The sequence below is a fragment of the Paraburkholderia sp. JPY465 genome, assembly GCF_050436725.1.
GTDB classification, from domain to species: Bacteria; Pseudomonadota; Gammaproteobacteria; order Burkholderiales; family Burkholderiaceae; genus Paraburkholderia; species Paraburkholderia youngii.
Genome location: NZ_JBNDMT010000003.1, coordinates 3,076,843 through 3,099,783 on the forward strand (window position 1 = coordinate 3,076,843; position 22,941 = coordinate 3,099,783).

At 66.3% G+C, this 22,941-nt stretch carries 24 protein-coding genes; 4 read left to right on the forward strand and 20 right to left on the reverse strand.

The window, feature by feature from the left end; genetic code table 11:
- Nucleotides 1-29 precede the first annotated feature (29 nt).
- The 6 genes from QFZ94_RS28825 to QFZ94_RS28850 all read right to left on the reverse strand — a co-directional run bounded on the left by QFZ94_RS28825 (nucleotide 30) and on the right by QFZ94_RS28850 (nucleotide 6,847).
- Complete coding sequence (locus QFZ94_RS28825; protein WP_429461068.1) at nucleotides 30-2,090, reverse strand: sensor histidine kinase; 2,061 nt, start codon at nucleotides 2,088-2,090, stop codon at nucleotides 30-32.
- Between the two features lie 45 nt (nucleotides 2,091-2,135).
- Nucleotides 2,136-3,416, reverse strand: a complete 1,281-nt coding sequence (locus QFZ94_RS28830) for a dicarboxylate/amino acid:cation symporter (protein ID WP_368583351.1) — start codon at nucleotides 3,414-3,416, stop codon at nucleotides 2,136-2,138.
- Nucleotides 3,417-3,789: 373 nt separating this feature from the next.
- The gene (gene ugpQ / locus QFZ94_RS28835; protein WP_368583350.1) at nucleotides 3,790-4,542 is read right to left on the reverse strand and encodes a glycerophosphodiester phosphodiesterase; all 753 of its coding nucleotides are present in this window, start codon (nucleotides 4,540-4,542) and stop codon (nucleotides 3,790-3,792) included.
- Between the two features lie 111 nt (nucleotides 4,543-4,653).
- Nucleotides 4,654-5,661: a lipoyl synthase gene (gene lipA / locus QFZ94_RS28840; protein WP_429461071.1), complete on the reverse strand. Its 1,008-nt coding sequence runs from the start codon at nucleotides 5,659-5,661 to the stop codon at nucleotides 4,654-4,656.
- Between the two features lie 13 nt (nucleotides 5,662-5,674).
- On the reverse strand, nucleotides 5,675-6,400 hold the full coding sequence (gene lipB, locus QFZ94_RS28845; protein ID WP_429461073.1) for a lipoyl(octanoyl) transferase LipB: 726 nt from the start codon (nucleotides 6,398-6,400) through the stop codon (nucleotides 5,675-5,677).
- Between the two features lie 120 nt (nucleotides 6,401-6,520).
- Nucleotides 6,521-6,847, reverse strand: coding sequence for a DUF2917 domain-containing protein (locus tag QFZ94_RS28850; protein WP_429461075.1), 327 nt, complete (start codon nucleotides 6,845-6,847; stop codon nucleotides 6,521-6,523).
- 98 nt (nucleotides 6,848-6,945) lie between these two features.
- On the opposite strand from QFZ94_RS28850, the gene QFZ94_RS28855 reads away from it, so the two are divergent.
- Nucleotides 6,946-7,929, forward strand: coding sequence for a transcriptional regulator GcvA (locus tag QFZ94_RS28855; RefSeq protein WP_429461077.1), 984 nt, complete (start codon nucleotides 6,946-6,948; stop codon nucleotides 7,927-7,929).
- A 20-nt stretch (nucleotides 7,930-7,949) separates the two neighbouring features.
- Here the strand turns inward: QFZ94_RS28855 and QFZ94_RS28860 are convergent, their stop codons facing one another.
- The 10 genes from QFZ94_RS28860 to QFZ94_RS28905 form a co-directional block, all read right to left on the reverse strand.
- Nucleotides 7,950-8,219 carry a DUF493 family protein gene (locus tag QFZ94_RS28860; protein ID WP_013088246.1) on the reverse strand — a complete coding sequence of 90 codons (270 nt, stop codon included), beginning with the start codon at nucleotides 8,217-8,219 and terminating at the stop codon, nucleotides 7,950-7,952.
- The gene (locus QFZ94_RS28865; RefSeq protein ID WP_429461079.1) at nucleotides 8,191-9,150 is read right to left on the reverse strand and encodes a D-amino acid aminotransferase; all 960 of its coding nucleotides are present in this window, start codon (nucleotides 9,148-9,150) and stop codon (nucleotides 8,191-8,193) included. The genes QFZ94_RS28860 and QFZ94_RS28865 overlap by 29 nt, the downstream gene beginning before the upstream one ends.
- Nucleotides 9,151-9,163: 13 nt before the next feature.
- Nucleotides 9,164-10,393 (reverse strand): D-alanyl-D-alanine carboxypeptidase family protein, encoded by a 1,230-nt coding sequence (locus QFZ94_RS28870; RefSeq protein WP_429461081.1) that lies wholly within the window; start codon nucleotides 10,391-10,393, stop codon nucleotides 9,164-9,166.
- Nucleotides 10,394-10,712: 319 nt separating this feature from the next.
- A complete protein-coding gene (locus QFZ94_RS28875) occupies nucleotides 10,713-11,357 on the reverse strand; it encodes an alpha/beta hydrolase (RefSeq protein WP_429461083.1) in 645 nt (214 codons plus the stop codon).
- A 32-nt stretch (nucleotides 11,358-11,389) separates the two neighbouring features.
- Nucleotides 11,390-11,713 (reverse strand): (2Fe-2S) ferredoxin domain-containing protein, encoded by a 324-nt coding sequence (locus QFZ94_RS28880; RefSeq protein ID WP_013088242.1) that lies wholly within the window; start codon nucleotides 11,711-11,713, stop codon nucleotides 11,390-11,392.
- Nucleotides 11,714-11,849: 136 nt separating this feature from the next.
- The gene (locus tag QFZ94_RS28885) at nucleotides 11,850-13,007 is read right to left on the reverse strand and encodes a VanZ family protein (RefSeq protein ID WP_429461085.1); all 1,158 of its coding nucleotides are present in this window, start codon (nucleotides 13,005-13,007) and stop codon (nucleotides 11,850-11,852) included.
- Between the two features lie 31 nt (nucleotides 13,008-13,038).
- Nucleotides 13,039-13,665, reverse strand: coding sequence for an ABC-type transport auxiliary lipoprotein family protein (locus QFZ94_RS28890; RefSeq protein ID WP_368583342.1), 627 nt, complete (start codon nucleotides 13,663-13,665; stop codon nucleotides 13,039-13,041).
- 30 nt (nucleotides 13,666-13,695) lie between these two features.
- The gene (locus tag QFZ94_RS28895; protein WP_368583341.1) at nucleotides 13,696-14,673 is read right to left on the reverse strand and encodes an MlaD family protein; all 978 of its coding nucleotides are present in this window, start codon (nucleotides 14,671-14,673) and stop codon (nucleotides 13,696-13,698) included.
- Between the two features lie 46 nt (nucleotides 14,674-14,719).
- Nucleotides 14,720-15,598, reverse strand: a complete 879-nt coding sequence (locus tag QFZ94_RS28900; RefSeq protein WP_368583340.1) for an ABC transporter ATP-binding protein — start codon at nucleotides 15,596-15,598, stop codon at nucleotides 14,720-14,722.
- Nucleotides 15,595-16,728: an MlaE family ABC transporter permease gene (locus tag QFZ94_RS28905; RefSeq protein WP_368583339.1), complete on the reverse strand. Its 1,134-nt coding sequence runs from the start codon at nucleotides 16,726-16,728 to the stop codon at nucleotides 15,595-15,597. Before QFZ94_RS28905 ends, QFZ94_RS28900 begins: the two co-directional genes overlap by 4 nt.
- Before the next feature lie 147 nt (nucleotides 16,729-16,875).
- Between QFZ94_RS28905 and QFZ94_RS28910 the strand changes: the two genes are divergently transcribed.
- From QFZ94_RS28910 to QFZ94_RS28920, 3 genes are all read left to right on the forward strand, one after another.
- Nucleotides 16,876-17,814: a biotin--[acetyl-CoA-carboxylase] ligase gene (locus tag QFZ94_RS28910; RefSeq protein WP_429461089.1), complete on the forward strand. Its 939-nt coding sequence runs from the start codon at nucleotides 16,876-16,878 to the stop codon at nucleotides 17,812-17,814.
- A complete protein-coding gene (locus QFZ94_RS28915; RefSeq protein ID WP_429461091.1) occupies nucleotides 17,811-18,650 on the forward strand; it encodes a type III pantothenate kinase in 840 nt (279 codons plus the stop codon). Before QFZ94_RS28910 ends, QFZ94_RS28915 begins: the two co-directional genes overlap by 4 nt.
- Nucleotides 18,651-18,728: 78 nt before the next feature.
- Complete coding sequence (locus QFZ94_RS28920) at nucleotides 18,729-18,968, forward strand: hypothetical protein (RefSeq protein ID WP_368583336.1); 240 nt, start codon at nucleotides 18,729-18,731, stop codon at nucleotides 18,966-18,968.
- A 68-nt stretch (nucleotides 18,969-19,036) separates the two neighbouring features.
- On the opposite strand, the gene rfaE2 is transcribed toward QFZ94_RS28920, so the two are convergent.
- The 4 genes from rfaE2 to QFZ94_RS28940 form a co-directional block, all read right to left on the reverse strand.
- Complete coding sequence (gene rfaE2, locus QFZ94_RS28925) at nucleotides 19,037-19,519, reverse strand: D-glycero-beta-D-manno-heptose 1-phosphate adenylyltransferase (protein WP_152851779.1); 483 nt, start codon at nucleotides 19,517-19,519, stop codon at nucleotides 19,037-19,039.
- A gap of 152 nt (nucleotides 19,520-19,671) precedes the next feature.
- The gene (locus QFZ94_RS28930; RefSeq protein WP_013088232.1) at nucleotides 19,672-20,550 is read right to left on the reverse strand and encodes a ferritin; all 879 of its coding nucleotides are present in this window, start codon (nucleotides 20,548-20,550) and stop codon (nucleotides 19,672-19,674) included.
- A gap of 623 nt (nucleotides 20,551-21,173) precedes the next feature.
- Nucleotides 21,174-21,986, reverse strand: a complete 813-nt coding sequence (locus QFZ94_RS28935) for a PhaM family polyhydroxyalkanoate granule multifunctional regulatory protein (protein ID WP_429461093.1) — start codon at nucleotides 21,984-21,986, stop codon at nucleotides 21,174-21,176.
- Nucleotides 21,987-22,068: 82 nt separating this feature from the next.
- The gene (locus QFZ94_RS28940) at nucleotides 22,069-22,926 is read right to left on the reverse strand and encodes an enoyl-CoA hydratase/isomerase family protein (protein ID WP_176122253.1); all 858 of its coding nucleotides are present in this window, start codon (nucleotides 22,924-22,926) and stop codon (nucleotides 22,069-22,071) included.
- Nucleotides 22,927-22,941 lie beyond the last annotated feature (15 nt).

Here is a 22,941-nt window from a genome sequence, read left to right on the forward strand (position 1 = left end):
CGTGTTCCGGGTGATGCGTCAGTGTGAATTCAGGAGCCCGCCGTCAGCGGATCGTGCGAAGGACTGGTCTGCACGCGCGCGCGACGCAGCGTCAATACGAATGATGCACCGCCTTGCGGCGCGTTGCGCGCGACCAGCGAGCCGCCGCAATCACGCGCGATCGACGACGAAATCGCGAGGCCGAGGCCGAGCCCCTGGCCCATTTCCTTGGTGGTGAAGAACGGTTCGAACAGGTGGGGCAACACGTCGTCGGGAATGCCCGGACCGTTGTCGCCGACCGCGATCGACAGGTTCGCGGCGCTTGCCTCGACCTCGACCGTGATACGCGGCGGGTTCATGCCGGCAGTTGCGTCGAGCGCGTTGCCGAGCAGGTTGATCAGCACCTGTTCGAGCCGCAGATCGTCGCAGTTCGCGACCAGCTCCGGATGATCGTCGGCGAGATTCAGCGGTGCGCGCGCGCCGCCTGCCGCCGCGGCGGGCCCAACGTCGGTGTCGACCTCGGCATCGATCAGCACGAATTCGAGCTCGACGCCCTGCAGACGCTTCTGCAGCAGCGCGACGACGTTGCGCAGCGCCCGCACGATCGACGCGCGCGCGCTGCGCGGCCGCGCGCGGCCGACGAACAGCTTCAGCTGGTTGGTGATCTTGCCCATGCGCTCGGTAAGCGCCGCGATCGCTTCGAGATTCTCGCGCGCCGATGCCTGATCGCCGCGTTCGAGCAGCACGCGCGTGTTGTCGGAGAAACTGCGCAGTGCCGCGAGCGGCTGGTTCAGCTCGTGCGTGATGCCGGCCGCCATCTGGCCGAGCGCGGCGAGCTTGCTCGCCTGGATCAGTTCGTCGTGGGCGGCGCGCAGCTCCTGCTCGGCGCGGGTGCGCTCGGCGACTTCCTTGTGCAACTGCTGGTTCGCCTCGGACAGATCCGCGGTGCGCTCGGCGACGCGCTGGTTCAGCTCCGCATACGCCTTCTGCAGCAGCGCGCGGCTGCGCATCACTTCGCGCACACGCGCGCGCCGCATGCGCCAGTAGAACGCGAGCAGCACCAGCGACACATAGCCGAAGCCGGTGACGATGGTCGCCTTGAGCGCGTCGGCATCGACGGGATCGACCGGCGACATCGTGATCAGATGCCAGTCCGGCTCGCCCATCGCGTGCCGCGACGCGAGGTAGCGCGGCGCCAGGTGCCCGCCGCCGATGCGCAGGATCTGCGCATTGCCTTCGAGCATGCGCTCGACCGTCACCGGCAGCGGCTCGAGCGGCTGCTGCGCGTACTGGCGCGCCTGGTAGATCGAATCGGCGATCCGGCCGGGCAGCGGCCGGATCGTGTGGTACTTCCATGCCGGCACCGACGACAGGAAGATCACGCCATGATCGTCGGTGACCACGAGCGGCTCGGACACGTCGACACCCTGAAACCATTCGAGATCGAGCTTGACGACCGCGACACCGACGATCTTGCCGTCGCGCCGCACCGGTTGCGAGATGTAGTAGCCGGGCGCCTGCGAAATCGTGCCGATGCCGAAGAAGCGGCCGACGCCGCCATTCATCGCATCGACGAAATACGGCCGGAACTGATAGCCCGCGCCGACGAAGCTGCCCGGGCCGCGCCAGTTGCTGGCGGCGACGCAGTAGCCGTCGAGCGAAATGATGTAGGTGACCGTCGCGCGCGCGTGGCGGTTCAGGTCTTCGAGATAGAGGTTCGCGCGCTTGACGTTGGCGGGAGTCGGATCGATCAGCACGTCCTGCACGATTGGATGCTCGGCGAGCAGGTAAGGCAGCGATTCGTAACGCTCGAGCGTGCTCCTGAGCGCACTCGCGGTGCGCTCGGCGCGCACGGCGGCGTTGCGCCGCAGCGTGTCGATACCGCTTTTCCACGCAAGGCTGTAGGTGAGCCAGCATGCCGCCGCGAGCCCGGCTGCGAGCGCGAAGAGAATCAGCAGGCGGCGGGTCACGTTGGCAAAGTCCGATCGATGGGCATCGGACATTGTGGCATAGGGCGGCAAGGGATCGCCGCCAGAGGTAAGCGTCGCAAGCTCCGGGAACACCGGAGCGACGACAGACGCCTCGGAAGGATGCGCGGACGCCGGTTTCATGCTTAGGCGTCCGCGCGGGTCACGACAGGGTTGGCGAGGCGCGGCTCAAACGCCGGCCGGCTCTTTGACCGCCACATCGCCGCGCAGCACCTTGTTCAGCCTGCTGTGATCGAGCTCTTTTTCCCAGGCCGACACGACGACCGTCGCAACGCCGTTGCCGACGATGTTCGTCAGCGCGCGGCACTCGCTCATGAAGCGGTCGATGCCGAGGATCAGCACCATGCCCGACAGCGGAATCGTCGGCACCACGGCCAGCGTCGCCGCGAGCGTGATGAAGCCCGCGCCGGTCACGCCGCTCGCGCCCTTCGAGGTCAGCATCGTCACCGCGAGCAGCGTCAGCTGCTGGCCCCACGAGAGGTCGGTGTTGGTCGCCTGGGCGATGAACAGCACCGCCATCGTCATGTAGATGTTGGTGCCGTCGAGGTTGAACGAGTAGCCGGTCGGCACCACGAGGCCCACCACCGAGCGGGAGCAGCCGAGATTTTCGAGCTTCTGCATCAGTTGCGGCAGCGCGGCTTCGGACGAGCTCGTGCCGAGCACGATCAGCATCTCTTCCTTGATGTACGCGACGAAACGCAGGATGTTGAAGCCCACCATGCGTGCGATCGCGCCGAGCACGACCACCACGAACACGATCGAGGTCAGATAGAACGTGCCGATCAGCTTGAGCATCGGCAGCAGCGAGCCGATGCCGTACTTGCCAATGGTGAAGGCCATCGCGCCGAATGCGCCGATCGGGGCGAGCTTGGTGATGATGCGCACCATGCCGAACAGGATGTGCGAGAGCCCTTCGATGAAGTTCGTGACGGGCTTGCCCTTCTCACCGGCCGTCGCGAGCACGGCGCCGAACAGCAGCGCGATCAGCAGGATCTGCAGGATCTCACCCTGGGCGAACGCCGACGACAGCGTGTCCGGAATCAGGTGCATGAAAAAGTCGACGGTCGACTGGCCGTGCGCCTTCGCGGCATACGACGCGACCGCGCGGCTATCGAGCGAGGCCGGGTCGACGTTGAAGCCGGCGCCGGGTCGCAGCAGGTGCGTGGCGGCGAGGCCGAGCACCAGAGCGAACGTCGAGACGATTTCGAAGTACAACAGCGCCTTGCCGCCGACGCGTCCGACCTTCTTCATATCTTCCATGCCGGCGATGCCCGTCACGACCGTACAGAAGATGATCGGTCCGATCACCATCTTGATCAGCTTGATGAAGCCGTCGCCGAGAGGCTTCATGTCGGTGGCGAGATTCGGGTAGAAATGTCCGAGTACGATGCCGATGATGATCGCCACGATCACCTGGACGTACAGCACTTTATGGATAGGTTTCTTCACGATGGTTCCTGCGAGGGATATGAGCGAATGACTTGCCGCGACGCGCGACACGCAAACGAAACATCGTCACGTGCGCGCACGATAGCGGGCCGCTGCAAAGACGACGAATTCAGAAATACCGGGAAGGGAAATCGGACATCGTTGTCTCCTTGCTTTTTTGTCGGGCCGTGGCGGCCACGCGTTTTAAATTGCAAGCTCGATGCCAGTTTGAATTCAGACTGAGAGCCTTGATTTTTATGGGTTTTTGGGCAAGGCGCGGCGCGTGCCGTCCGGGATTCCGGAAATCCGGACGAGTGCTGTCGGGGAATCCGGAATCGTGGGCGCGCGCGGTTGCGGGAAAACCCGCAGGGGTTTGAAGCTCGCGAGCGCGACTTCAGCTCAACAGATCGATCCGGTCGGTGCAAATCATGTCTACACCCCATTCTTCCAGCACCCGCGCGCGCGCCGGATCGTTCACCGTGTAGGCGAGCACGCGCAGCCCGGCCGCGCGGATCTGCGCGACCAGCGGCTCGCTCAGATAACGGTGACTCGCGTGCAGCGATACGCAGTCGAGCTCACGCACGATGCTCAGCCAGTCCGCCGGCACCTGCTCGAACAGCATGCCGCGCGGCAGCGACGGCGCGGCCGCGCGCGCGGCGGCGAGCGCGTCGAACGAAAACGACGACAGGAGCGGCGGCGTCCGCCCTTGCCAAAGCTCGAGCGCGCCTTGCGCGACCAGCGTGCCGGTGATGACTTCGCGGCCCGGACACGGCTTGATCTCGATGTTCGCGGCGATGCCGTCGCGCGCGCAACGCCCGGCCGCGTCGGCCAGCGTCGGCAGCCGCGTGCCGGCGAACTCGGCGCCGCGCCACGCGCCGGCATCCAGAGCGGCAAGTTGCTGCCACGTGTGCATGGCAGCAGGCCCGTGGCCGTTGGTCGTGCGATCGAGCGTGTCGTCGTGCAGCAGGAACAGTGCGTTGTCGGCGGACAGCTTCGCGTCGAATTCGACCATGCGATAGCCGTAGCGCACGCAGGCGTCGAAACCGGCCAGCGTATTTTCCGGCGCGAGCGTGCCGCCGCAGCGGTGCGCGATCAGCCGCGGATAAGGCCATTGTGCGGAGGTGCCGCGATCGATCCCAGTTGCCACGTGTCGTTTCCTTACTGATAGATGAACGGTTCAAAAAAAAGCCCGCACATCGGCGGGCTTTTTCGTTTTTGCGGGTGTGAAGCGACGCAACAGCGGCGAGGCGCCAGCGCGTCAGACGACGCCGGCTCCATGCGCCTGCACGTCGGCGTGATAGCTCGAACGAACCATCGCACCCACCGCGGCGTGCGTGAAGCCCATCTTGTACGCCTCTTCCTCGTACATCTTGAAGGTGTCCGGATGCACGTAAGCGCGCACCGGCAGATGGTGCTCCGACGGCTGCAGATACTGGCCGATCGTCAGCATGTCGACGTCGTGATCACGCAGATCACGCATCACCTGCAGGATTTCCTCTTCGGTTTCGCCGAGGCCGACCATCAGGCCGGACTTGGTCGCGACGTGCGGATGCAGCGCCTTGAAGTCCTTCAGCAGCTTCAGCGAATGCGCGTAGTCCGAACCCGGACGCGCTTCCTTGTACAGACGCGGCACCGTTTCGAGGTTGTGATTCATCACGTCGGGCGGCGCCGCGTTCAGGATGCCGAGCGCGCGGTCGAGCCGGCCGCGAAAGTCCGGCGTCAGAATCTCGATGCGCGTTTCCGGCGACAGCTCGCGCGTCTGACGAATACATTCGACGAAGTGCGCCGCACCGCCGTCGCGCAGATCGTCACGGTCGACGCTGGTGATCACCACGTACTTCAGCTTCAGCGCGGCGATGGTGCGCGCGAGGTTGGCCGGTTCGTCGGCGTCGAGCGGATCGGGACGGCCGTGGCCCACGTCGCAGAACGGGCAGCGGCGTGTGCACTTGTCGCCCATGATCATGAAGGTCGCGGTGCCCTTGCCGAAACATTCGCCGATGTTCGGGCAGCTCGCCTCTTCACACACGGTGTGAAGATTGTGCTCGCGCAGGATCTGTTTGATCTCGTAGAAGCGCGAGTTGCCGGTGGCCGCCTTCACGCGAATCCAGTCCGGTTTCTTCAGCTTTTCGATCGGGACGACCTTGATCGGGATGCGCGCGGTCTTGGCTTGCGCTTTCTGCTTCGCGGTAGCGTCGTAGGCGGCGGGGGCCGGCACGCCTTCGGGCGCGGGGGGGGCTGCTGCGGAGTTCGCGGTTACGTCAGTCATTCGTTCGATCCAGTCAGGCGGTGAGCGCACCGGCCTGCGGTTGGGCGACGGCCGCGGGATTGCCGTCGAGGTTTGCGGTGAGACTTGCTGCGAGGGTACGGGCCACGTCGTCCCAGCCGGCGGCGGCGCCGAGCGTCGCCATGTCGACTGTCTCGAGCCCCGCGTAGCCGCATGGATTGATCGCGAGAAACGGCTGCAGGTCCATGTTCACGTTCAGACTCACGCCGTGATAGCTGCAACCGTTGCGGATTTTCAGGCCAAGCGCCGCGATCTTGGCGCCCGCATGCGGCCCGGCCTCGGGCCCGGGCGCCACGTAGATGCCAGGGGCGCCCGCCTTGCGTTCTCCGGCGAGATTATACGCCGCCAGGGTGTCGATCACGGCCTGCTCGATCCGCGTGACCAGCTCGCGCACCATCAGCTTGCGCCGGCGTAGGTCGAGCAGCAGATACGCGACCACCTGGCCGGGCCCGTGATAGGTGATCTGCCCGCCTCGGTCGACCTTGACGAGCGGAATGCTGCTGTCGGCCGCAAGCAGGTGTGCCGGATCGCCGGCCTGGCCGAGCGTGAAGACGGGATGATGTTCGACGAGCCAGATTTCGTCGGGTGTGTCGGCGGTGCGCGCTTCGGTGAACGCGCGCATTGCGTCGAAACTGACTTGGTAGGGTTCGCGGCCGAGCCAGCGCAGCGTGGGCGGCTCGATGGCTGCTAGAGGAGACGGAGAAACCGGGGTGGCGCACATGATCCCGGGAGTTTACCGAAATCTCGGAAACCGCGCCCGAGGGGACGGGGAACTCGACACAGCGGGGCCGGCGTGCCGCCAGCCCCATCGCAAGTCACGGCGTTGCCGCCGCATCCACGCTCAAACGGTGCGCCAGCCGCCGCGTATGCGCATCATCCAGCGCTCGCCGATGCGCGCGAACCAGTTCAGCGCGCGCTTGTCGCAGCGGGTCGGCACCGAGAACGTGACCTTCGCGAACGTGGCGCCCTCGGCGCTGAGCCAGAGCCGCTCGCCGCGCCGCAGATGCAGTGTCTGGCCGGGCTGCAGCCAGTAGTCTTTGGTGTCGTCGCTGCGCGTGACCCACACCGCGCCGCCGCGCACGGTCAGCTTCGTGCTGCGCGCGACCTTCAGCGGCAGCGTGTCGCCAGTGCGGATTTCATATGCAATGCTAGAGGAAATTTCTCGCATGAGGCCCTCGCCAAAAATGGTTTCCTGACTAGAATCCTAGGTGCAGCAAGGACTTGGGCAAAACGATCAATTTTCACGTCTATGTGAGAAATATTCCGATGGACCTGCGTCAACTCCCCGCCCTGAACGCGATCAAGGCGTTCGAAGCCGCCGCCCGCCACGAGAGCTTTTCGCGCGCCGCCGACGAGCTCTTCGTCACGCACGGCGCGGTCAGCCACCAGATCCGCGCGCTCGAGGCCGAGCTCGGCGTGTCGCTGTTCGCGCGTGACGGCAAGCGCGTGCGCCTCACCGAAACCGGCCGCCGCTACGCCACCCAGGTGCGCGCCGCGCTGCTGGAACTCGCCGACGCGACCCGCGCGATCCGCGCCGGCGACCGCGAGCGGCGCCTCGTGATATCGATGCTGTCGTCGTTCGCGGCGCGCTGGGTGACGCCGCGCATCGGCAGCTTTATCGAGGCGAATCCGCAGTGGGATCTCGAGTTGCTGACCACCAATGCGCTGACGGACTTCGCGCGCGACGACGTCGACGTCGCGATCCGTTTCGGCTTCGGCAAATATCCCGGACTGCACGCGGAGCTGCTGCTCGACGAGATTTTCTTCCCGGCCTGCTCGCCCAACTTCAACGGCGGCAAGCTGCCTCAAACTCCGGCCGATCTCGCCAAAGTCCCGCTGCTGCGCTCCGACGACGAGCTATGGCGCCCATGGTTCGACGCCGCCGGCCTCACCGACTGGCCGGAGCCGAAGCGTGGCGTGTTGTATCAGGATTCGTCGAATCTGCTGCAGGCGGCCGTCGACGGCCAGGGGGTCGCACTGACGCGCCGCTCGCTCGCGATGCACGAAATCGCAGCGGGCCGGCTCGTGCGGCTCTTCGATGTGGATGGGCCCAGCCCGTGGCAATACTATCTGGTCTGCCTGCCGCAGACGCTGGAGACTGCGCGAGTCAAGGCGTTTCGCGACTGGGTGTTCGACGAGGTGGCGCGCTTCAGGCAGTTGTTCGATCTCGCCTGCGCGGCGGGGCCCGAGGCGAGCGCACGCCTCGCGGCGCAGGGGGCGACGGCGGACGCGTTGCGCGTCACGCCGTGAGGTGAAAAACGCGCGCGGTGTTACAGCACGACCTTGACCATCGGATGGCCGGTCAGCGCGCGATAGATGTCGTCGAGATGCGCGCGGCTCGTCGCGCGCACGTGGACGGTCAGCCCCGTGTAAGTGCCGCTGCTCGAGGGCCGCGTCTCGACGCGCGACGCATCGACCTCGCTATCGAACTCGCGCACCACTTCGACGATCGTCGCGGCAAACTCGGGGTGCGATTTGCCCATGATCTTGATCGGGAAATCGCAGGGGAATTCAAACAGTGAGTCGTTCTCGGGATTCATTCTCTACTCCTTCTTGCGCCGCGGCGGCTTCGGCCGCCTTGGCTCGCTGATACGCCGCATACAGCGCCGCAAACACCGCGCCCGGCTTGCCCGCGCCGACCGGCGCGCCGTCGAGCCGAGTGACCGGCAGCACCTCCTTGGTCGCCGAGCTGACGATGATTTCATCGGCCGCGCGCACTTCGGCCTCGGTGATGTCGCGCGCCTCGAAGCGGATGCCGCATTCGGCCGTCAGCTCCTCGATGAGCCCATAGCGGATCCCTTCGAGAATCTTGTTGCTGCGCGGCGGCGCGGCCAGCACGCCATCCTTCACGACCCACACGTTCGACGACGACCCTTCGGTCAGCAAACCATCGCGGAACTGCAGCGTCTCGAAGGCGTCGTTTTCGGCCGCGTATTGCGCCATCAGCACGTTGCCGAGCAGCGACACCGACTTGATGTCGCAATTGAGCCAGCGACGATCCTCCGCGCTCACGCACGCAACACCGCTCGCGCGCTGCGCGGCGCCGGGCAGATTCAGCGCGGTGACCATCACGAACACGGTCGGCTTCACGCCGGCCGGAAACGCGTGACCGCGCTTCGCGACGCCGCGCGTCACCTGAATGTACGCGATCGCGTCCTGATCGGCACGCAGGCCGCCGTCCGTTTCGTTGGCCTCGACCACGCGTTCGATCAGCTCGCGCCAACCGGCGTCGTCGAGCGGATTGGCGATGCCGATCTTGCCGACCGAGCGCGCCAGACGCGCCAGATGCTGCTTCAGACGAAACGCGGTGCGGCGACCGCTCGCGTGCGCGTACAACGGCGCCACTTCGTAAATGCCGTCGCCGAAAATGAAGCCGCGGTCGAGCACCGGGACGCGCGCTTCGGACAACGGCACCAGCTCGCCGTTCAGATAAACGATCGGGTCCGGCGAAACTTCGGAGACAGCGGTCATTGCGACGTAGCCCTTACTTCTTCTTGTTGAACATCAGCATCAGCGAATCCCACACGCGGCCGACCACGCCGGCTTGCGGCACCGGCTGCAGCGCGACCACCGGGAATTGCGCGAGCACCTTGCCGTCGGCAACGAGCTTGGCCGTGCCGATCTGCTGGCCGTTCGCGATCGGCGCGATCAGCGGATCGTTCAGTTCGATCTGCGGCTTGGCCTTGTCGCCGGCGCCCTTCGGCAGCGTGATGTACTGGTCGCTCTTCACGCCGACCTGCACGCTGTCCTGCGAGCCCTTGTAGACGCGCGGCGTGGCCACGACCTGGTTCGCCTTGTACAGACGCGTCGTGTCGTAGGCGGTGTAGCCGTAGTTCAGCATCTTCAGGCTGTCCTGCACGCGGTCGTGCTCCTTGGTCTCGCCCATCATCACCGAGACGAGACGGCGCGACGCGTCGGTCGTGCCGGGCAGCGGACGCTTCGCGCTCGCGATCAGGCAGTAGCCGGCCGCTTGCGTGTGACCGGTCTTCAGACCGTCGACGCTCGGATCGATCCACAGCAGACGATTGCGGTTCGGCTGCTTGATCTTGTTGTACGTGAATTCCTTGACCGAGAAGATGTTGTAGTAGTCCGGATAGTCGCGGATCAGGCGCGCCGACAGGATCGCGAGATCGCCCGCGGTCGTGTAGTGCTGCGGGTCGGGCATGCCGTTCACGTCGGCGAAATGCGTGTTCTTCATGCCGAGCTTCTGCGCTTCCTTGTTCATCATGTCGACGAACTGCGCCTCGCTGCCGCCCACCAGTTCGGCGAGCGCGATCGCCGCGTCGTTGCCCGACTGCACGATCATGCCGTACACGAGGTCGTGCACGGTCACCGGCTTGAGCGCCTCGATGAACATGCGCGACTCGTCGTTGCGCACGCGCCGCACGGCTTCGCTCGGCTCGATGCTCTGATCCATCGTGATCTTCTTCGTGGCGAGCGCTTCGAACACGAGATACGCGGTCATCAGCTTGGTCAGCGATGCCGGTTCGACGCGTTCGTCGGCATTGGCGGACGCGAGCACCTGGTTGCTGGTCGCATCGACGAGCACCCACGAGCGCGCGTTGACGCCCGGCGGCGGCACCTGCGCGAACGCGGTGCTTGCAACCAGCGTGGCCGGCAGCACGAGACCGGCGGCGATGGCGCGATTGAGCGAAGTGGGAACGAAAGAAACGAGAGACGGGAAGGACGTGCGGCCAGAGGAGGAGAAACGCATAGGGTCGATTGGTGCGGAAAAATACGTTGCGCGACAGCGCGGAGTTGGGGGAGCCGGTCGGCGGGGCATCTGGCCGTAAAACGGCGGGCGCCCGTTGGACTGATGGCGACGCAATCGGTTCGCGAGCACAGCGCTGAGCACCCGGCCGCGCCCTCCCGCGAAATGACTCCGCGGCGCGCGATTCTGCCGGCTGGGCGGCGCTGTGCCCAAAAAAAGAGCGCTCATTATACGCGCGCTGCCTGGTCAACTTCGCGCATGTGTCGTCGATTTGCACACGTTTGCGCGTACCTGTCCCCCGCAAAACGCGCGTCGCGCGTTTTCAGCGCCAGGCGTCGACGATGATGCGCTTCAGGATGTGAAGCTTACGATGCAGAAAGTGCTCGGCGCCCGGAATCACGACGACCGGCAGTTCCTGCGGCCGCGCCCAGTCGAACACGGATTGGATCGGAACGGTCTCGTCGACTTCGCCGTGAATCACGAGCGTGCCTTCGGGCACCGGCGCGACGTCCCAGCGGCTCGCCGCAGTACCGACGAACACGATGCGCTCGATTTCCTTGCCTTCGTCGCGCAGCTTCGCCGCGACGTGCGACAGCACCACGGTGCCGAACGAAAAGCCCGCGAGCACGAGCGGCAGATCGCCATAGTCCGGATCGGCGCGCATGTGCTCTAGCACCGCGCGCAGATCGTCACGCTCACCGACGCCCGCGTCGTGCTCGCCCTGGGTCTGGCCGACGCCGCGAAAATTCGACCGGTAGGTGACGTAGTTCAGTTGCACGAGCGTGCGCGCGAGCGTCTGCGCGACCTTGTTGTCCAGCGTGCCGCCAAACAGCGGATGCGGATGCGCGACGAGCGCAATGCCGCGCGGCGCGGCGCTTTTATCGCGCACGTCGTCGGGCAGGTCCAGCGCGACCTCGATCTTGCCGACCGGGCCGTCGATCAGATACTTCTTCGTGTTGACGTTCATCGGGATGCCTGTGGACCGTTTCGTGGTTTGCGTTATTGATCGATCTTCAGACGCTCGACGATCTTGCCGTTCACGAGATGCGATTCGACGATCTCGTCGATGTCGCTCTCGTCGACGTAGGTGTACCAGACCGCCTCGGGATACACGACGAGCGCCGGGCCCAGTTCGCAGCGATCGAGGCAGCCGGCCTTGTTGATGCGCACCTGGCCGGGACCGGCGAGACCGAGTTGCTTCACGCGCTTTTTCGCGTACTCCTGCATCGCCTGCGCGTTGCAGTTCGCGCAGCTCGGACGCTCGGCGCCGGGGTCGCGTTGATTCAGACAGAAGAAAACGTGGTGCTTGTAGAAGGAATCCATGATGTTCTGGAGGCGAGCCTGAAAGGAAGTGCAGTGGCGCCGTCGGCATCCGGTATGCCGCAGCGCCCGTCGTGCGGACGATTATAGCGACCGCGCTGTGCAGGCGCCGGAGCCTCGCGGCCGGCCCGCAAGCACGTCAGGCCGGCTTCGCGCGCCGCTTCAGCCATGCCCGCTCGACCGCGAACGCGAGCCACACCAGCGCCGCATAGGGCCACATCCACGCGAGCCAGCGCGCGAGCCCGTTGAAATGCAGGTAGCGCCCCTGCCGCCAGTCGGCGAGCACGGCGTCGAAATACGGATTCACCGGCAGCAGATTGACGAACACGAGTGCGATGACGAGTGCGACGCCCGCGAGCGTCGCGCGCACGCGCCGCCGCAGCGGCAGTGCGACGAGCGCCGCGACGGTGCCGCACCCGAGTCCGAGCAACGCGCCGGGCGTCGCCCAGTCGAACGCGAGGCCCGATTGCGATTGCAGGAACGTCGCGCCGGCCTTCACGCACAAGGTCGTGACGATGAACACGAGCAGCAGGCGCACGCGCGGCGCATGACGGCGCATCGGCAGCGACGCAAGCGCGAGCGCCGCGAACAGGTTCAGCGTCGTGATCAGCGCTTCCCACGTGTCGTCGTCCAGCCACGCGGCGGCCGCCGCCGGCCATGCGCCGACGTGCCATGCAGACGGCGTCCACGCGAGCAGCGCGTCCTGGGTGGCCGGATCGACGCTCAGCCACAGCGCGCGCGGCCAGTTGCCGAGACCGAACAGACGTGGCGCCGGAAACATCGTCGCGAACGGCCACGCGGCGACGACGCACGCGAGCGTCGCATGGCCGCGCTCGAACCACAGCAGGCGCAGACGCCTGAGCAGGCCGCGATCGAGCAGCGCGCCGGTCAACGGCGACATCATCGACGCACCGACGAGCGCGCCGAGCGTGTTGGCGGCAAGGTCGAGATTGGAGGCGACGCGGGTCGGCAGATAGGTCTGCACGGCTTCCATCGTGCCCGACAGCAGTCCGCCCAACACGAACGCCAGCGCGACGGCCAGCGTGCCGCGCCAGCGCGGATACACCGCAAGCACCACCAGCGCGCCGAACGGCATATAGCCGAGCACGTTGGTGACGACGTCGAATGCCGTCAGGTACTGCGGCATTGGATCGAACAGATAGGCGAACGGCGCGATGCCGAGCGAGCGCCACCCCGAGAACGGATACCACGATCCGTACACGATCAGCGCCGCGTACAGCAGCAGCGCCCGACGGGCCAGCGTCGACGGGCGGCGCAGCCAGGGGCGTTCGCTCATGCGGCGCTCCTTTGCGTGCGCTGCCCGCCCGTCATTGCGCGGCGACCAGCGCCTGCGAGCCGAGCCACGTGGCGATCTGCGCGACGAGGTCGTCGCTGGCCGCGGCGAGCGCCCGTGCGCCGCCGGCCGCATCCGCCGAATGCGCGGGCGCGCGCGCGACGAAGGTGTGCTGGCCGACCACCTTGCCGCCCTGCATCAGCGTGGCGCGCGCGGTGATCGCGCCGTGGCTGTCGGTCGGGCTGGCGAACACCTGCTCGAACTCGGTCAGATCGACGCGCAGCACCGGCGCGCTCACGCCGTCCGCGCCCGTCAACACGGTGCCCCGCTCGCTCAGCACGTTGCGCAGGCGCTGCGTCAGCAGTTGCGACGGCATCATCGTCCAGTGGCTGTTGGCGTAGGCGGCCGTCTGCTGCGCATCGGCGTAGCTCAGCCGGTACGTCAGCCGGTCCGATTCGAGCACGGACGGCGCGCTGACCTCCAGCACCTTGACGGCCGGCAGCCGGCTCGCGGCGGCGCTCTGCGGCGGCGGTCCGAAATCGTAGCGGACGTCCGACACGACCGCGGACGTGCCCGCGCAGCCCGCCGCCAGCACGCCGAACGCGAGCAGCGCCGCGAGCGCGGCGCGCGAGGACAACAGTCGGTGAATCGAGCGTGACATGGGCATCTTCCTTTGTTCTAGCCTGCGAATTTAATGGGCTGCGGGGGCTGCGGGCGCGGCGGCGGCGGGCCACGCGAAGCCGGCCTCGCCCGGACCCGGCGCCGCACGCGGCGCGCCGAACAGCACGCTGCGCGGATTGGTATTGAAGGTGTCGGCGGCGCGATCGATCGATTGCGCGGCCGAGCGCACGTCCTCGGTCAGCGAATTGACGCGCGGCAGCGTCTCGAAGCCGACCCGCGCGGACAGGTCCTGAATCGTCGTGTTCATCTGCGCGAGCGCATCGCCGGCCTGCTGCGCGGCCGTGCCGACCTTGTTCAGATTGCGCTCGAGGGGCCCGTCCGGACGGTTCAGGCCGGTGATCATCTGGTTGGTCGACGCGAGCGTGTGGTTCAGCTGGTCGATCGTGCCGGGCAGCTTGCTGGCGACCGGCGCCATTTCCCGAGTCAGCGTCGCGACGCCCGAAGCCGCCTGCGCGATGCTCGCCGCCGTCTCATGCAGCTGCTCGACCATTTCGGGCGACAGCATGTCGTTCACGTTGTCGGTGACTTTTTCGAGCTTGCGCAGCAGCACGTCGCCGCGTTGCTGCAACTGATCGAGCAGACCGGGGCGCATCGGCAATTGCGCGACCTGGTGCGCCGACGAGTGCAGCGGCGTCAGGTCGCGCCCGGTATCGTCGAGCTGGATGAACGCGATGCCGGTCACGCCCTGCAAGCCGAGGCTGCCGAACGTCGAATGCGTGATCGGCGCGTGCTCGTCGACCATGATGCGGATCAGAATCTGGCCCGGATGGGTCGGATCGAACTTGATCGACTGTACGCGGCCGACGTCGAGCCCGCGAAAGCGCACCGCCGCGTCCGCAAAGAGGCCGGTCACATTGGTGCGCGCGATCAGGTCGTACGGCACCCGCACGGTGCGGTCGACATTGAACAGATACGCGGCCAGCGCGATCGCCGCCGTCAGCACGACCGTGAAGAGTCCGGCCCAGAACGCATGTGCTTTGTTTTCCATTGTCAGTTTTCCTGGTTCATAGCGGCCCGCTTCGCGGCGGCCGGCCTCACAGCGACAACTCGGACGACGCCGGCTCGAGCGCCGCCCGCGGCAGCTTCGCGCGACGCTCGGGCGGCAGCGCCTGCAGCGCGCGGCGCCCGCGCAGGCCGAGGAAATATTCGCGGATGAACGGATGGTCAACGCCCGCGGCCTCCTCGACCGGCGCATTGACGAGCACTTTCCGATCGGCGAGCACGGCCACGCGCGTCGACAGCGCGACCATCGTGTCGAGATCGTGCGTGATCATTACGACCGTCAGACCGAGCGCGCGATGCAGCCCCGAGATCAGCTCGACGAATTCGTCGGATGCCTGCGGGTCGAGGCCGGCGGTCGGTTCGTCGAGGAACAGCAGTTCGGGTTCCAGCGCGATCGCGCGCGCGATGCCAACCCGCTTGATCATGCCGCCCGACAGCGCCGACGGCATCTTCGACGCGTGCTTGCACGGCAGCCCGACCATTTCGAGCTTCAGCATCACGATGTCGCGCAGCAGGTCTTCGGGCACCTTGCCGAGCTCGCGCACCGGTTGCGCGACGTTGTCGAACACGGACAGCGACGAGAACAGCGCGCCGCGCTGGAACAGCATGCCGGAGCGGCTGCGCATCAGCAGCGCGGTCTCGGGCGAGATCGTGGCGAGATCTTCGCCGAACAGCTTGATCGTGCCCCGCGACGGCCGCTCCAGGCCGAGAATCTGCCGCACCAGCGTGGTCTTGCCGGAGCCCGAGCCGCCGACGATCGACACGATCTCGCCGCGCCGCACGTCGAGGCTCAGATGCTGATGCACGATGTTGCGGCCGTAGCGCTTGGTGATGTCGATCACCTCGATCACCGGCTCGGCGATCGACGGTACGGGTTGGCCGCGTACGGCTTCGGTTAGTGGCGCGATCATCCGAGCCCCACGTTCTGAAAGAGGATTGCGAACACCGCGTCCGCGAGAATCACGATGGTGATCGATGTGACCACCGAGGTCGTCGTGCCTTCGCCGAGACTCTGCGAATTGGCCTTGATACGGAAGCCGAAATGACAGCCGGCGATCGCGATCAGCATGCCGAACACCGCGCCCTTGCCAAGCCCGATCCACAGGTTAGCGATCGGCACGACGACGGGCAGTTGCCGCGCGAAGAAGCTCATGTCGATGCCGAGCACGAGCTTCGCGGCGAGCGCACCGCCCGTCAACGAGATCACGTTGGTCCACATCACGAGCAGCGGCATCGCGACGGCCAGTGCGATCACGCGCGGCAGGATCAGCCGCAAGCCGTGCGGGATGCCCATCACGCGCATCGCGTCGAGTTCCTCGGTCACGCGCATCACGCCGATCTGCGCGGTGATCGCCGAGCCCGAGCGGCCCGCCACCAGAATCGCCGACAGCACCGGACCGAGTTCGCGAATCACCGCGAGGCCGAGAATATTGACGATGAACTGGTTCGCGCCAAAGATGCGCAATTGCTGTGCCGACAGATAGCTCAACACGATGCCGATCAGGAACGCGACGAGCGCGGTGATCGGCAGCGCGCGGGCGCCGGCGTTGTAGATGTTCGCGGAGATTTCGGTCCACGGCGTGAGTTTCGGCTTGCGCAGGATCGCCAGCAGATCGAGCACGAAACGCCCGAGCATCGCGACGCCGCCCTGCATGTGCTCGACGAACGAGAAGATGCCAAGGCCGAGACGCGTGAAGGGATCGAAGCGCGTTACCGGTTCGGCGCTCTCGCGCACCGTGTCGAGCAGCGCGATGCGCTCGAAGATGTCCCGCTGCGTGTCCGTGAGCGCGGTGCCCGGCGGCAATTTGCGGCCCCATACGCGCCACAGCGCCTGGCCGCCGACGTGGTCCATGCTGTCGACGCGCGACAGGTCCCACCCGCCGATGCCCTGTGCACCGGTCAGCGAACGCAGTTGCGGAATCACGTGCCCGGTGTCGCGATCGCGCGCGAGCGCGAGCGCCGTCCACTGGCCCGAGAGACGGACGATCTTGCCTTGGCTGCCGGCCGCGACTTCAAGGCCGGGCGGAGTGTCGTAGTTCAAGGATCGCGTGAATCTGGTTATCGGATTAGCGGCCATTGTAGCGAAGGCTCGGCCGCCGGTCCGCCAGGATGTGCATCGGTCCGCGTCGCTTCCTCGGCGGTCCGCATTCGAGTCCCGGGAGGGTTTGCTGTGGCTACAATACGAGGCATGAATGCCTCCAAGACTCCCGCCTCTCCGCCCGCTGCGACAAGTGCGGCCGCGGCCTCGTCGTCGGCATCGGCCGACTGGCGCATCGATCGCGAGCGCGCGGTCAAACTGTTCGGCGCGCATGCGCATGACTGGCCGATCGAAATCGTCGAAGAAACCGGTTCGACCAACGCCGATCTGATGGCCCACATGAAAGCACTACCGCGACACGCGAACGCGCTGCCGCGGCCGATCGTGCGCGTCGCGTATCTGCAGACCGCCGGGCGCGGCCGTCGTGGCCGGCCGTGGTACGCGGAGCCAGGCAACGCGCTGCTGTTTTCCGTCGCGTGCGTGTTGCCGCGCCCGCTCGAAGGGCTCGCGGGCTTGAGCCTCGCGGTGGGCGTCGCGCTCGTCGACGGGCTGCGTTCGCTGCCGGTCGCGGGTCCCGGACAGATAGCGCTGAAGTGGCCGAACGACGTGCTGCTCGAAGGCGACAAGCTCGCCGGCATCCTGATCGAAACCGCGTGGAGCACCGACGACGCGAGTGCGGTCGTGATCGGCATCGGCACCAACGTGAAGGGCGCCGACGAACTCGCGGCGAAGGTCGGCGCGCTGAACGCCGAGGTACCGCCGCAGGCGCGCGGCACCGTGCCGACCGCGTTGCAGCGCGCGCTGCCGAACGCGAATCTGACCGATACGCTGGCCGCCGAATTGAACGCGCTCGAACCGATGCTGCAGCGGTTCGGCGCCGAAGGCTTCGCACCGTTCCAGACTCGCTGGAACGGCGTGCATGCATACGCGGGCCGCGAGGTGGTGCTGCTCGAGCATGGTCAAGAACTCGCGCGTGGGGTGGCGGCGGGCGTCGACGAACGCGGCCAGTTGCTGCTCGATACGGCCGAAGGGCGCCAGAGCATCGCAACCGGCGACGTGTCGCTGCGCCTCGCCGACGGTGCGGCATGACGCGGCGCGCGCCTTATCTGCTGATCGACTCGGGCAATAGCCGGATCAAGTGGGCGCTGGTGCAGCCGGACGGGACGCAGTTGGCGAGCGGTGCGCTCGCGCATCACGACGTTGCCGGACCACGCGCGCAGCCTGCTTCGCAAACTGGTTGGGCTGACTTGCCGGCGCCATGCGGCGCGTGGCTCTCCAACGTCGCGGGCGCGCAGATCGCGGCGCACCTCGCCGCGCTCGTCGAAGCGCGCTGGCCGCAACTGCCGCTCACGACGGTCCGCGCCAGCGCTCAGCAATGCGGCGTGACCAATTGCTATTCGACACCGCACTCGCTCGGTAGCGACCGCTGGTGCGGCATGATCGGCGCGCACGCGGCCTTTCCCGGCGAACATCTGCTGCTCGCGACCTTCGGCACCGCGACGACGCTCGAGGCGTTGCGCGCGGACGGCGCGTTTATCGGCGGATTGATTGCGCCCGGCTGGTCGCTGATGATGCGCTCGCTTGGTGAGCACACCGCGCAACTGCCGACGCTCGACGCCGCGCACGCGCGTGGTCTGCTCGATGGCGCCGATACGGCCGACGCGGCCCGTCGCGGTCCGTTCTTCGCGACGGATACGCCGCGCTCGCTGTCGTCGGGCTGCACACTGGCGCAGGCCGGATTGATCGAGCGGATGTGGCGGGATCTGCAGGATGAGTGGCAGTTGCCGGTGCGTCTCGTGGTCAGCGGCGGCGCCGCCGACGAAGTGGCGAGCGCGCTGAAGGTGCCGCATACTCGCCACGATTCGCTGGTACTGTCGGGGCTCGCGCTGATCGCCGCCGAGGATACGGCGCGCGAAGGCGGCTGATTGCCTGCCGGACGGGTGCGGCCATGTTTCGCTCTCGGACCCGGCGCTCCACTTCTTTCTGGATTGGAAATACCCACAATGCTTCGCTGGCCGATCGCCATTCTGATTTTTGTCAACGTGTTGGCTTTCGTCGCGCTGCGTGGCGCCTTCGGCCCGATACCCACCGCAAGCGGACGCGAGCCGGGTCATCTGAACCGCCAGATTCATCCGAACTGGCTGAAGGTGCGCCCGGTCAGCGCCGCCGATGCGGCCGACCAGGCAGTGGTCGGCGGACCGGCGCCGCAGGCGCCGATTTCAACATCGGAGTTGCCGCAGTAATCAGGTGAGCGACGCGGTCAGTTAGAGGTTCGGCATTGCGCCGTGCGTTCGCGGGGCAATGCGCGGCATCAACCCTGTGTGCGCACCTTCTTCAACAGCGCAGTGGTCGAGCGATCGTGCTCGAACGCAATCGCGAGCGCCTTGCCGCCCCAACCGCGCACTAGCGCCGATTCGGGCAGCGCGTCCATGTCGTAGTCGCCACCTTTCACCAGCACGTCCGGGCGCAGCGCGGAAATCAGCTCGACCGGCGTTTTCTCGCCAAAGCCCACCACGTAGTCGACACTTTCCAGCGCCGCGAGCAAGGCCATGCGGTCGGCCTCGTTGTTGATCGGCCGGTCGTCGCCTTTGCCGAGCATCCGCACCGATGCGTCGCTATTCACACCGACGATCAGACACGCGCCCAACGCCTTCGCGTCGGCCAGATAGGTCACGTGACCGCGATGCAGGATGTCGAACACGCCGTTCGTAAATACGACGGGCGCGCGCAGCGAAGGACGCAGCTTCACCAGGGCATCGCGCGTCAGAATCTTGCGTTCAAAGATGGCGGTCATCGCACGGTCACAGAGTTGGGGAGTTACGGAGTTGCGGGAAGAGCAATGCCGGGTGCCGCCACGATACACGCTGGGCGGCTCAAAGGAAAACGGTCCGGCAAGCTCACGCTTGCCGGACCGCCATTTGAACGGTGCTGAAACCGCCCGAGCCGTTACGCCGGTTGCTGCTGCGCCGGGCTTTGTTCGGCCGCTTGCAGACGCGCGACCACTTCCTTGCGATAACGGTTCAGTTCCTGCGCGGTGGTGAACGTGCGTTCGAACAGCAGCGACAGGTTGTGCAGAATGCGCTCGACAACCTTCTTTTCCCAACCGTCGTCGAAACGGATCTGCTCGTCGAGCCAGCGCTCGAGCCATTCCGGATCCGGCAGACGCGACTGGATCGTGTCGCGCGGGAACAGCGCCTGGTTCACGTGCAGGTTGGTGGGGTGCAGCGGCTTTTCGGTGCGACGCGCCGACGCCATCAGCACGCCGATCTTCGCGAATGCGGCACGCGCGATGTCGCCGGTTTGCGCCATGGCCTTCTTCATGTAGCGCAGATACGCGCCGCCGTGGCGCGCTTCGTCGCGCGAGATGGTTTCGTAGATGTGCTTGATGACCGGTTCGGTGTGCCATTCGGCAGCGCGGCGATACCAGTGATTCAGGCGGATTTCGCCGCAAAAGTGCAGCATCAGCGTTTCGAGCGGGGGCGCGGGATCGAACTCGAAGCGCACCGCGTGCAGTTCCTCTTCGGTCGGGACCAGTTCCGGCTTGAAGCGGCGCAGGTATTCCATCAGCACCAGCGAGTGTTTCTGCTCCTCGAAGAACCACACGCTCATGAATGCGGAGAAATCGCTGTCGTGATGATTGTCACGCAGAAACATTTCCGTGGCGGGTAACGCCGACCATTCGGTGATCGCGTTCATCTTGATCGTCGCGGCCTGTTCGTCGGTCAACAGCGATGCATCGAATTTGTCCCAGGGAATGTCCTTCTCCATGTCCCATCGAACGGATTCGAGCGATTTATAAAGTTCCGGATAAAGCATGGTGTTCATAGTCCCACCCCTGTTCTGCACATACTGTGTGTGTCTGTTGCTGCTACGTGTAGCCGTTTTTACCTGCGACGAACGGACATGCCGTTTATCGGCCAAGCATTCAATTTTACGCGTTAACCGGCCGCCCAGAAGCATCGGGCAGCAAAGAAGTCCGGGCTGTTGTATTGGCGCCTGGAGCGTGAATCGGGCGCCGCGGCCAACCGTGGGTGAGGAATACCCTTTGCCTGAGGTCGAGCCAGTCCGGGTCGACAACCGCACCGTCCAGCCCTGCACCGGTAGCGCCGGCGGCGAATGACGAGAGGGCGGTGGGATTGGTTGTTTTCGGCGCAAGCCCCAAAGCCAGATCAAGCTTACACAATGATAGCACGCGCCTCCGGCCAAACCCGTGACAGAAGCGGTGCGAGCGCGCTATGGCATTGACTTCTCTCAATAAAGTCGGCAATTCGCGCGGGAAGAAATCGCCGGCGTTGGCATACGGCAAAAACGTAGGCGACGGGTTGTCTTTGGCATGGGGCACTGATTCGCGGCGGCCAGAAGGTGGAAGTGCGGACCTGACCGCCGCTGCTTCTGATATTGCTTGCGCAGTCGCACCGAGCGCGAGCGTGCTGCCCGCACCGCCCCGCTCACGTCGACTTTTTCGGCGTTGCCGCGCTCCTGCCCTCGCCGGACGCGCGTTTGGCCGATGTCGCGGCGCGCTTCGCGGCCGGCCGCTTGGCGGCCGGCTTCGCGCTTTGCGCACCGGCGCCGGACGGATCGCCGCCCGACGGATCGCCGCCCGACGCATCCGCAGCCTTCGACGACTCCGCCTTGCCCTGCGTGCCTCCACCCGCCGCCGCGACTGCGACGGACGGCTGCGTCATCGCGAACTGCGCGATCTGGTTGAACTGCGATTGCAGAAGATTCCACCATGCGGATGCATCGAAAGCGGGTGCCGCCGGCGCTTGCTCTTCGTCGCTGTCTGCTGGAGGGGCGCTTTCGGGGGCTGGCTCAGCGGGCCTCGTCCAGCTCGGCGCCGGCGCGGGGCTCGGGGCGCGGCTCGGCGCGTCAGTCGCGGCCGCACCCGTTGCAGCAGCCGCCGCCTGCGACATCGAGGTCTGCGCGAACGCGCCGAACGCGCGCAGCGTCGCGAGCGTCGCGCGCTGCACTTCCAGCGCCTGGATCGCCGACTGCAGCATGCTCAGATTCAGCTTCAGCCATTGCTCGACCGCGCGCATGTCGGTGATGCGCTTGTCGAGCTCCTCGACGCTCGTGAGCGGCGCCATCATGTCGGACATCATCGACAGCGACGGACTCGTGCCGCCCCCCGGCTGCGCGCCCGTCATGGCGGCGCCGAACGGCGACAGCCGAATCATGCTCCACATCCGATCGAGCATTTCAGCGGGCGGAAAACCGGGAAAGCCGGGAAAGGGCGGCGCGGAGCCAGTGGTGTCGGTCATGGTTGTCGCCTCGGTACTGGATGACAGGTAGAGCGCGCGATGCGGCGCGCGTTGATTCGATCATACCGTTTGGGGTATGACATCACGATGGTTCGCCGTGACGCGGACGGCCCGCGCCAAAATCCGGCGCGCGCCGCTCGCGCAACGAGCTCAAGCCCTCGCGCACATCGGGCCCCGCGAAGCCCATGAACTCCAGCGCGAGCGATGTATCGAACGCCGGCCCCGCCGTGCGCAGCCAGTTGTTCAGCGCGTACTTGGTCCAGCGGATGGCGGTCTGCGACCCGTCGGCGAGCTTGCGCGCGACTTCGAACGCCTTCGGCAGCAGCGCGCTTTCGTCGACCGCGAGCGACACGAGCCCGATACGCTCCGCCTCCTCGCCGCTCACCGGCTCGCACAGCAGCAGGTAGTACTTCGCCTTCGCCATGCCGCACAAGAGCGGCCAGACGATCGCCGCATGATCGCCCGCGGCAACGCCGAGACGCGTATGCCCGTCGATGATGCGCGCCGTCTTCGCCGCGATCGAGATATCGGCGAGCAGCCCCGCGACGAGCCCCGCGCCGACCGCCGGCCCGTGCATCGCCGATACGATCGGCTTGCCGCAGTTGATCACGTTGTAGACAAGGTCGCGCGCTTCGCGCCACACCCGCGTGCGCACCTCGAAATCGTTCGCCATGTCCTCGACGAGCTGCAGATCGCCGCCTGCCGAAAAGCCCTTGCCCTCGCCGCGAATGATCGCGACGCGCGTGTCGGGATCTCGATCGATGTCGCGCCAGATTTCCGCGAGTTCGTAATGCATGCGTGCGTCCGCGGTCGCGAGGCCGCTCTTGTTCGCGCCCTCGCCGCTCATCACGACTTCGAGCACGCCGTGCGGATGACGCTGCAAACGCAGCGACTGGTAGTGCGCGTAGTACGCGTCGTTCGGTTGCGATGACTGAGTCATGGTGAGCGGTCCATA

Coding starts and splice junctions, on each gene's coding strand:
- QFZ94_RS28885 (WP_429461085.1), bottom strand. CDS start 13,007: ATGAGCGAACGCCCCTGGCTGCGCCGCCCGTCGACGCTGGCCCGTCGG.
- QFZ94_RS28915 (WP_429461091.1), top strand. CDS start 17,811: ATGACGCGGCGCGCGCCTTATCTGCTGATCGACTCGGGCAATAGCCGG.
- QFZ94_RS28900 (WP_368583340.1), bottom strand. CDS start 15,598: ATGATCGCGCCACTAACCGAAGCCGTACGCGGCCAACCCGTACCGTCG.
- QFZ94_RS28910 (WP_429461089.1), top strand. CDS start 16,876: ATGAATGCCTCCAAGACTCCCGCCTCTCCGCCCGCTGCGACAAGTGCG.
- QFZ94_RS28870 (WP_429461081.1), bottom strand. CDS start 10,393: ATGCGTTTCTCCTCCTCTGGCCGCACGTCCTTCCCGTCTCTCGTTTCT.
- rfaE2 (WP_152851779.1), bottom strand. CDS start 19,519: ATGACCGCCATCTTTGAACGCAAGATTCTGACGCGCGATGCCCTGGTG.
- QFZ94_RS28935 (WP_429461093.1), bottom strand. CDS start 21,986: ATGACCGACACCACTGGCTCCGCGCCGCCCTTTCCCGGCTTTCCCGGT.
- QFZ94_RS28865 (WP_429461079.1), bottom strand. CDS start 9,150: ATGACCGCTGTCTCCGAAGTTTCGCCGGACCCGATCGTTTATCTGAAC.
- QFZ94_RS28875 (WP_429461083.1), bottom strand. CDS start 11,357: ATGAACGTCAACACGAAGAAGTATCTGATCGACGGCCCGGTCGGCAAG.
- QFZ94_RS28930 (WP_013088232.1), bottom strand. CDS start 20,550: ATGAACACCATGCTTTATCCGGAACTTTATAAATCGCTCGAATCCGTT.
- QFZ94_RS28855 (WP_429461077.1), top strand. CDS start 6,946: ATGGACCTGCGTCAACTCCCCGCCCTGAACGCGATCAAGGCGTTCGAA.
- QFZ94_RS28920 (WP_368583336.1), top strand. CDS start 18,729: ATGCTTCGCTGGCCGATCGCCATTCTGATTTTTGTCAACGTGTTGGCT.
- QFZ94_RS28890 (WP_368583342.1), bottom strand. CDS start 13,665: ATGTCACGCTCGATTCACCGACTGTTGTCCTCGCGCGCCGCGCTCGCG.
- lipA (WP_429461071.1), bottom strand. CDS start 5,661: ATGACTGACGTAACCGCGAACTCCGCAGCAGCCCCCCCCGCGCCCGAA.
- QFZ94_RS28940 (WP_176122253.1), bottom strand. CDS start 22,926: ATGACTCAGTCATCGCAACCGAACGACGCGTACTACGCGCACTACCAG.
- QFZ94_RS28825 (WP_429461068.1), bottom strand. CDS start 2,090: ATGAAACCGGCGTCCGCGCATCCTTCCGAGGCGTCTGTCGTCGCTCCG.
- QFZ94_RS28850 (WP_429461075.1), bottom strand. CDS start 6,847: ATGCGAGAAATTTCCTCTAGCATTGCATATGAAATCCGCACTGGCGAC.
- QFZ94_RS28860 (WP_013088246.1), bottom strand. CDS start 8,219: ATGAATCCCGAGAACGACTCACTGTTTGAATTCCCCTGCGATTTCCCG.
- lipB (WP_429461073.1), bottom strand. CDS start 6,400: ATGTGCGCCACCCCGGTTTCTCCGTCTCCTCTAGCAGCCATCGAGCCG.
- QFZ94_RS28895 (WP_368583341.1), bottom strand. CDS start 14,673: ATGGAAAACAAAGCACATGCGTTCTGGGCCGGACTCTTCACGGTCGTG.
- QFZ94_RS28880 (WP_013088242.1), bottom strand. CDS start 11,713: ATGGATTCCTTCTACAAGCACCACGTTTTCTTCTGTCTGAATCAACGC.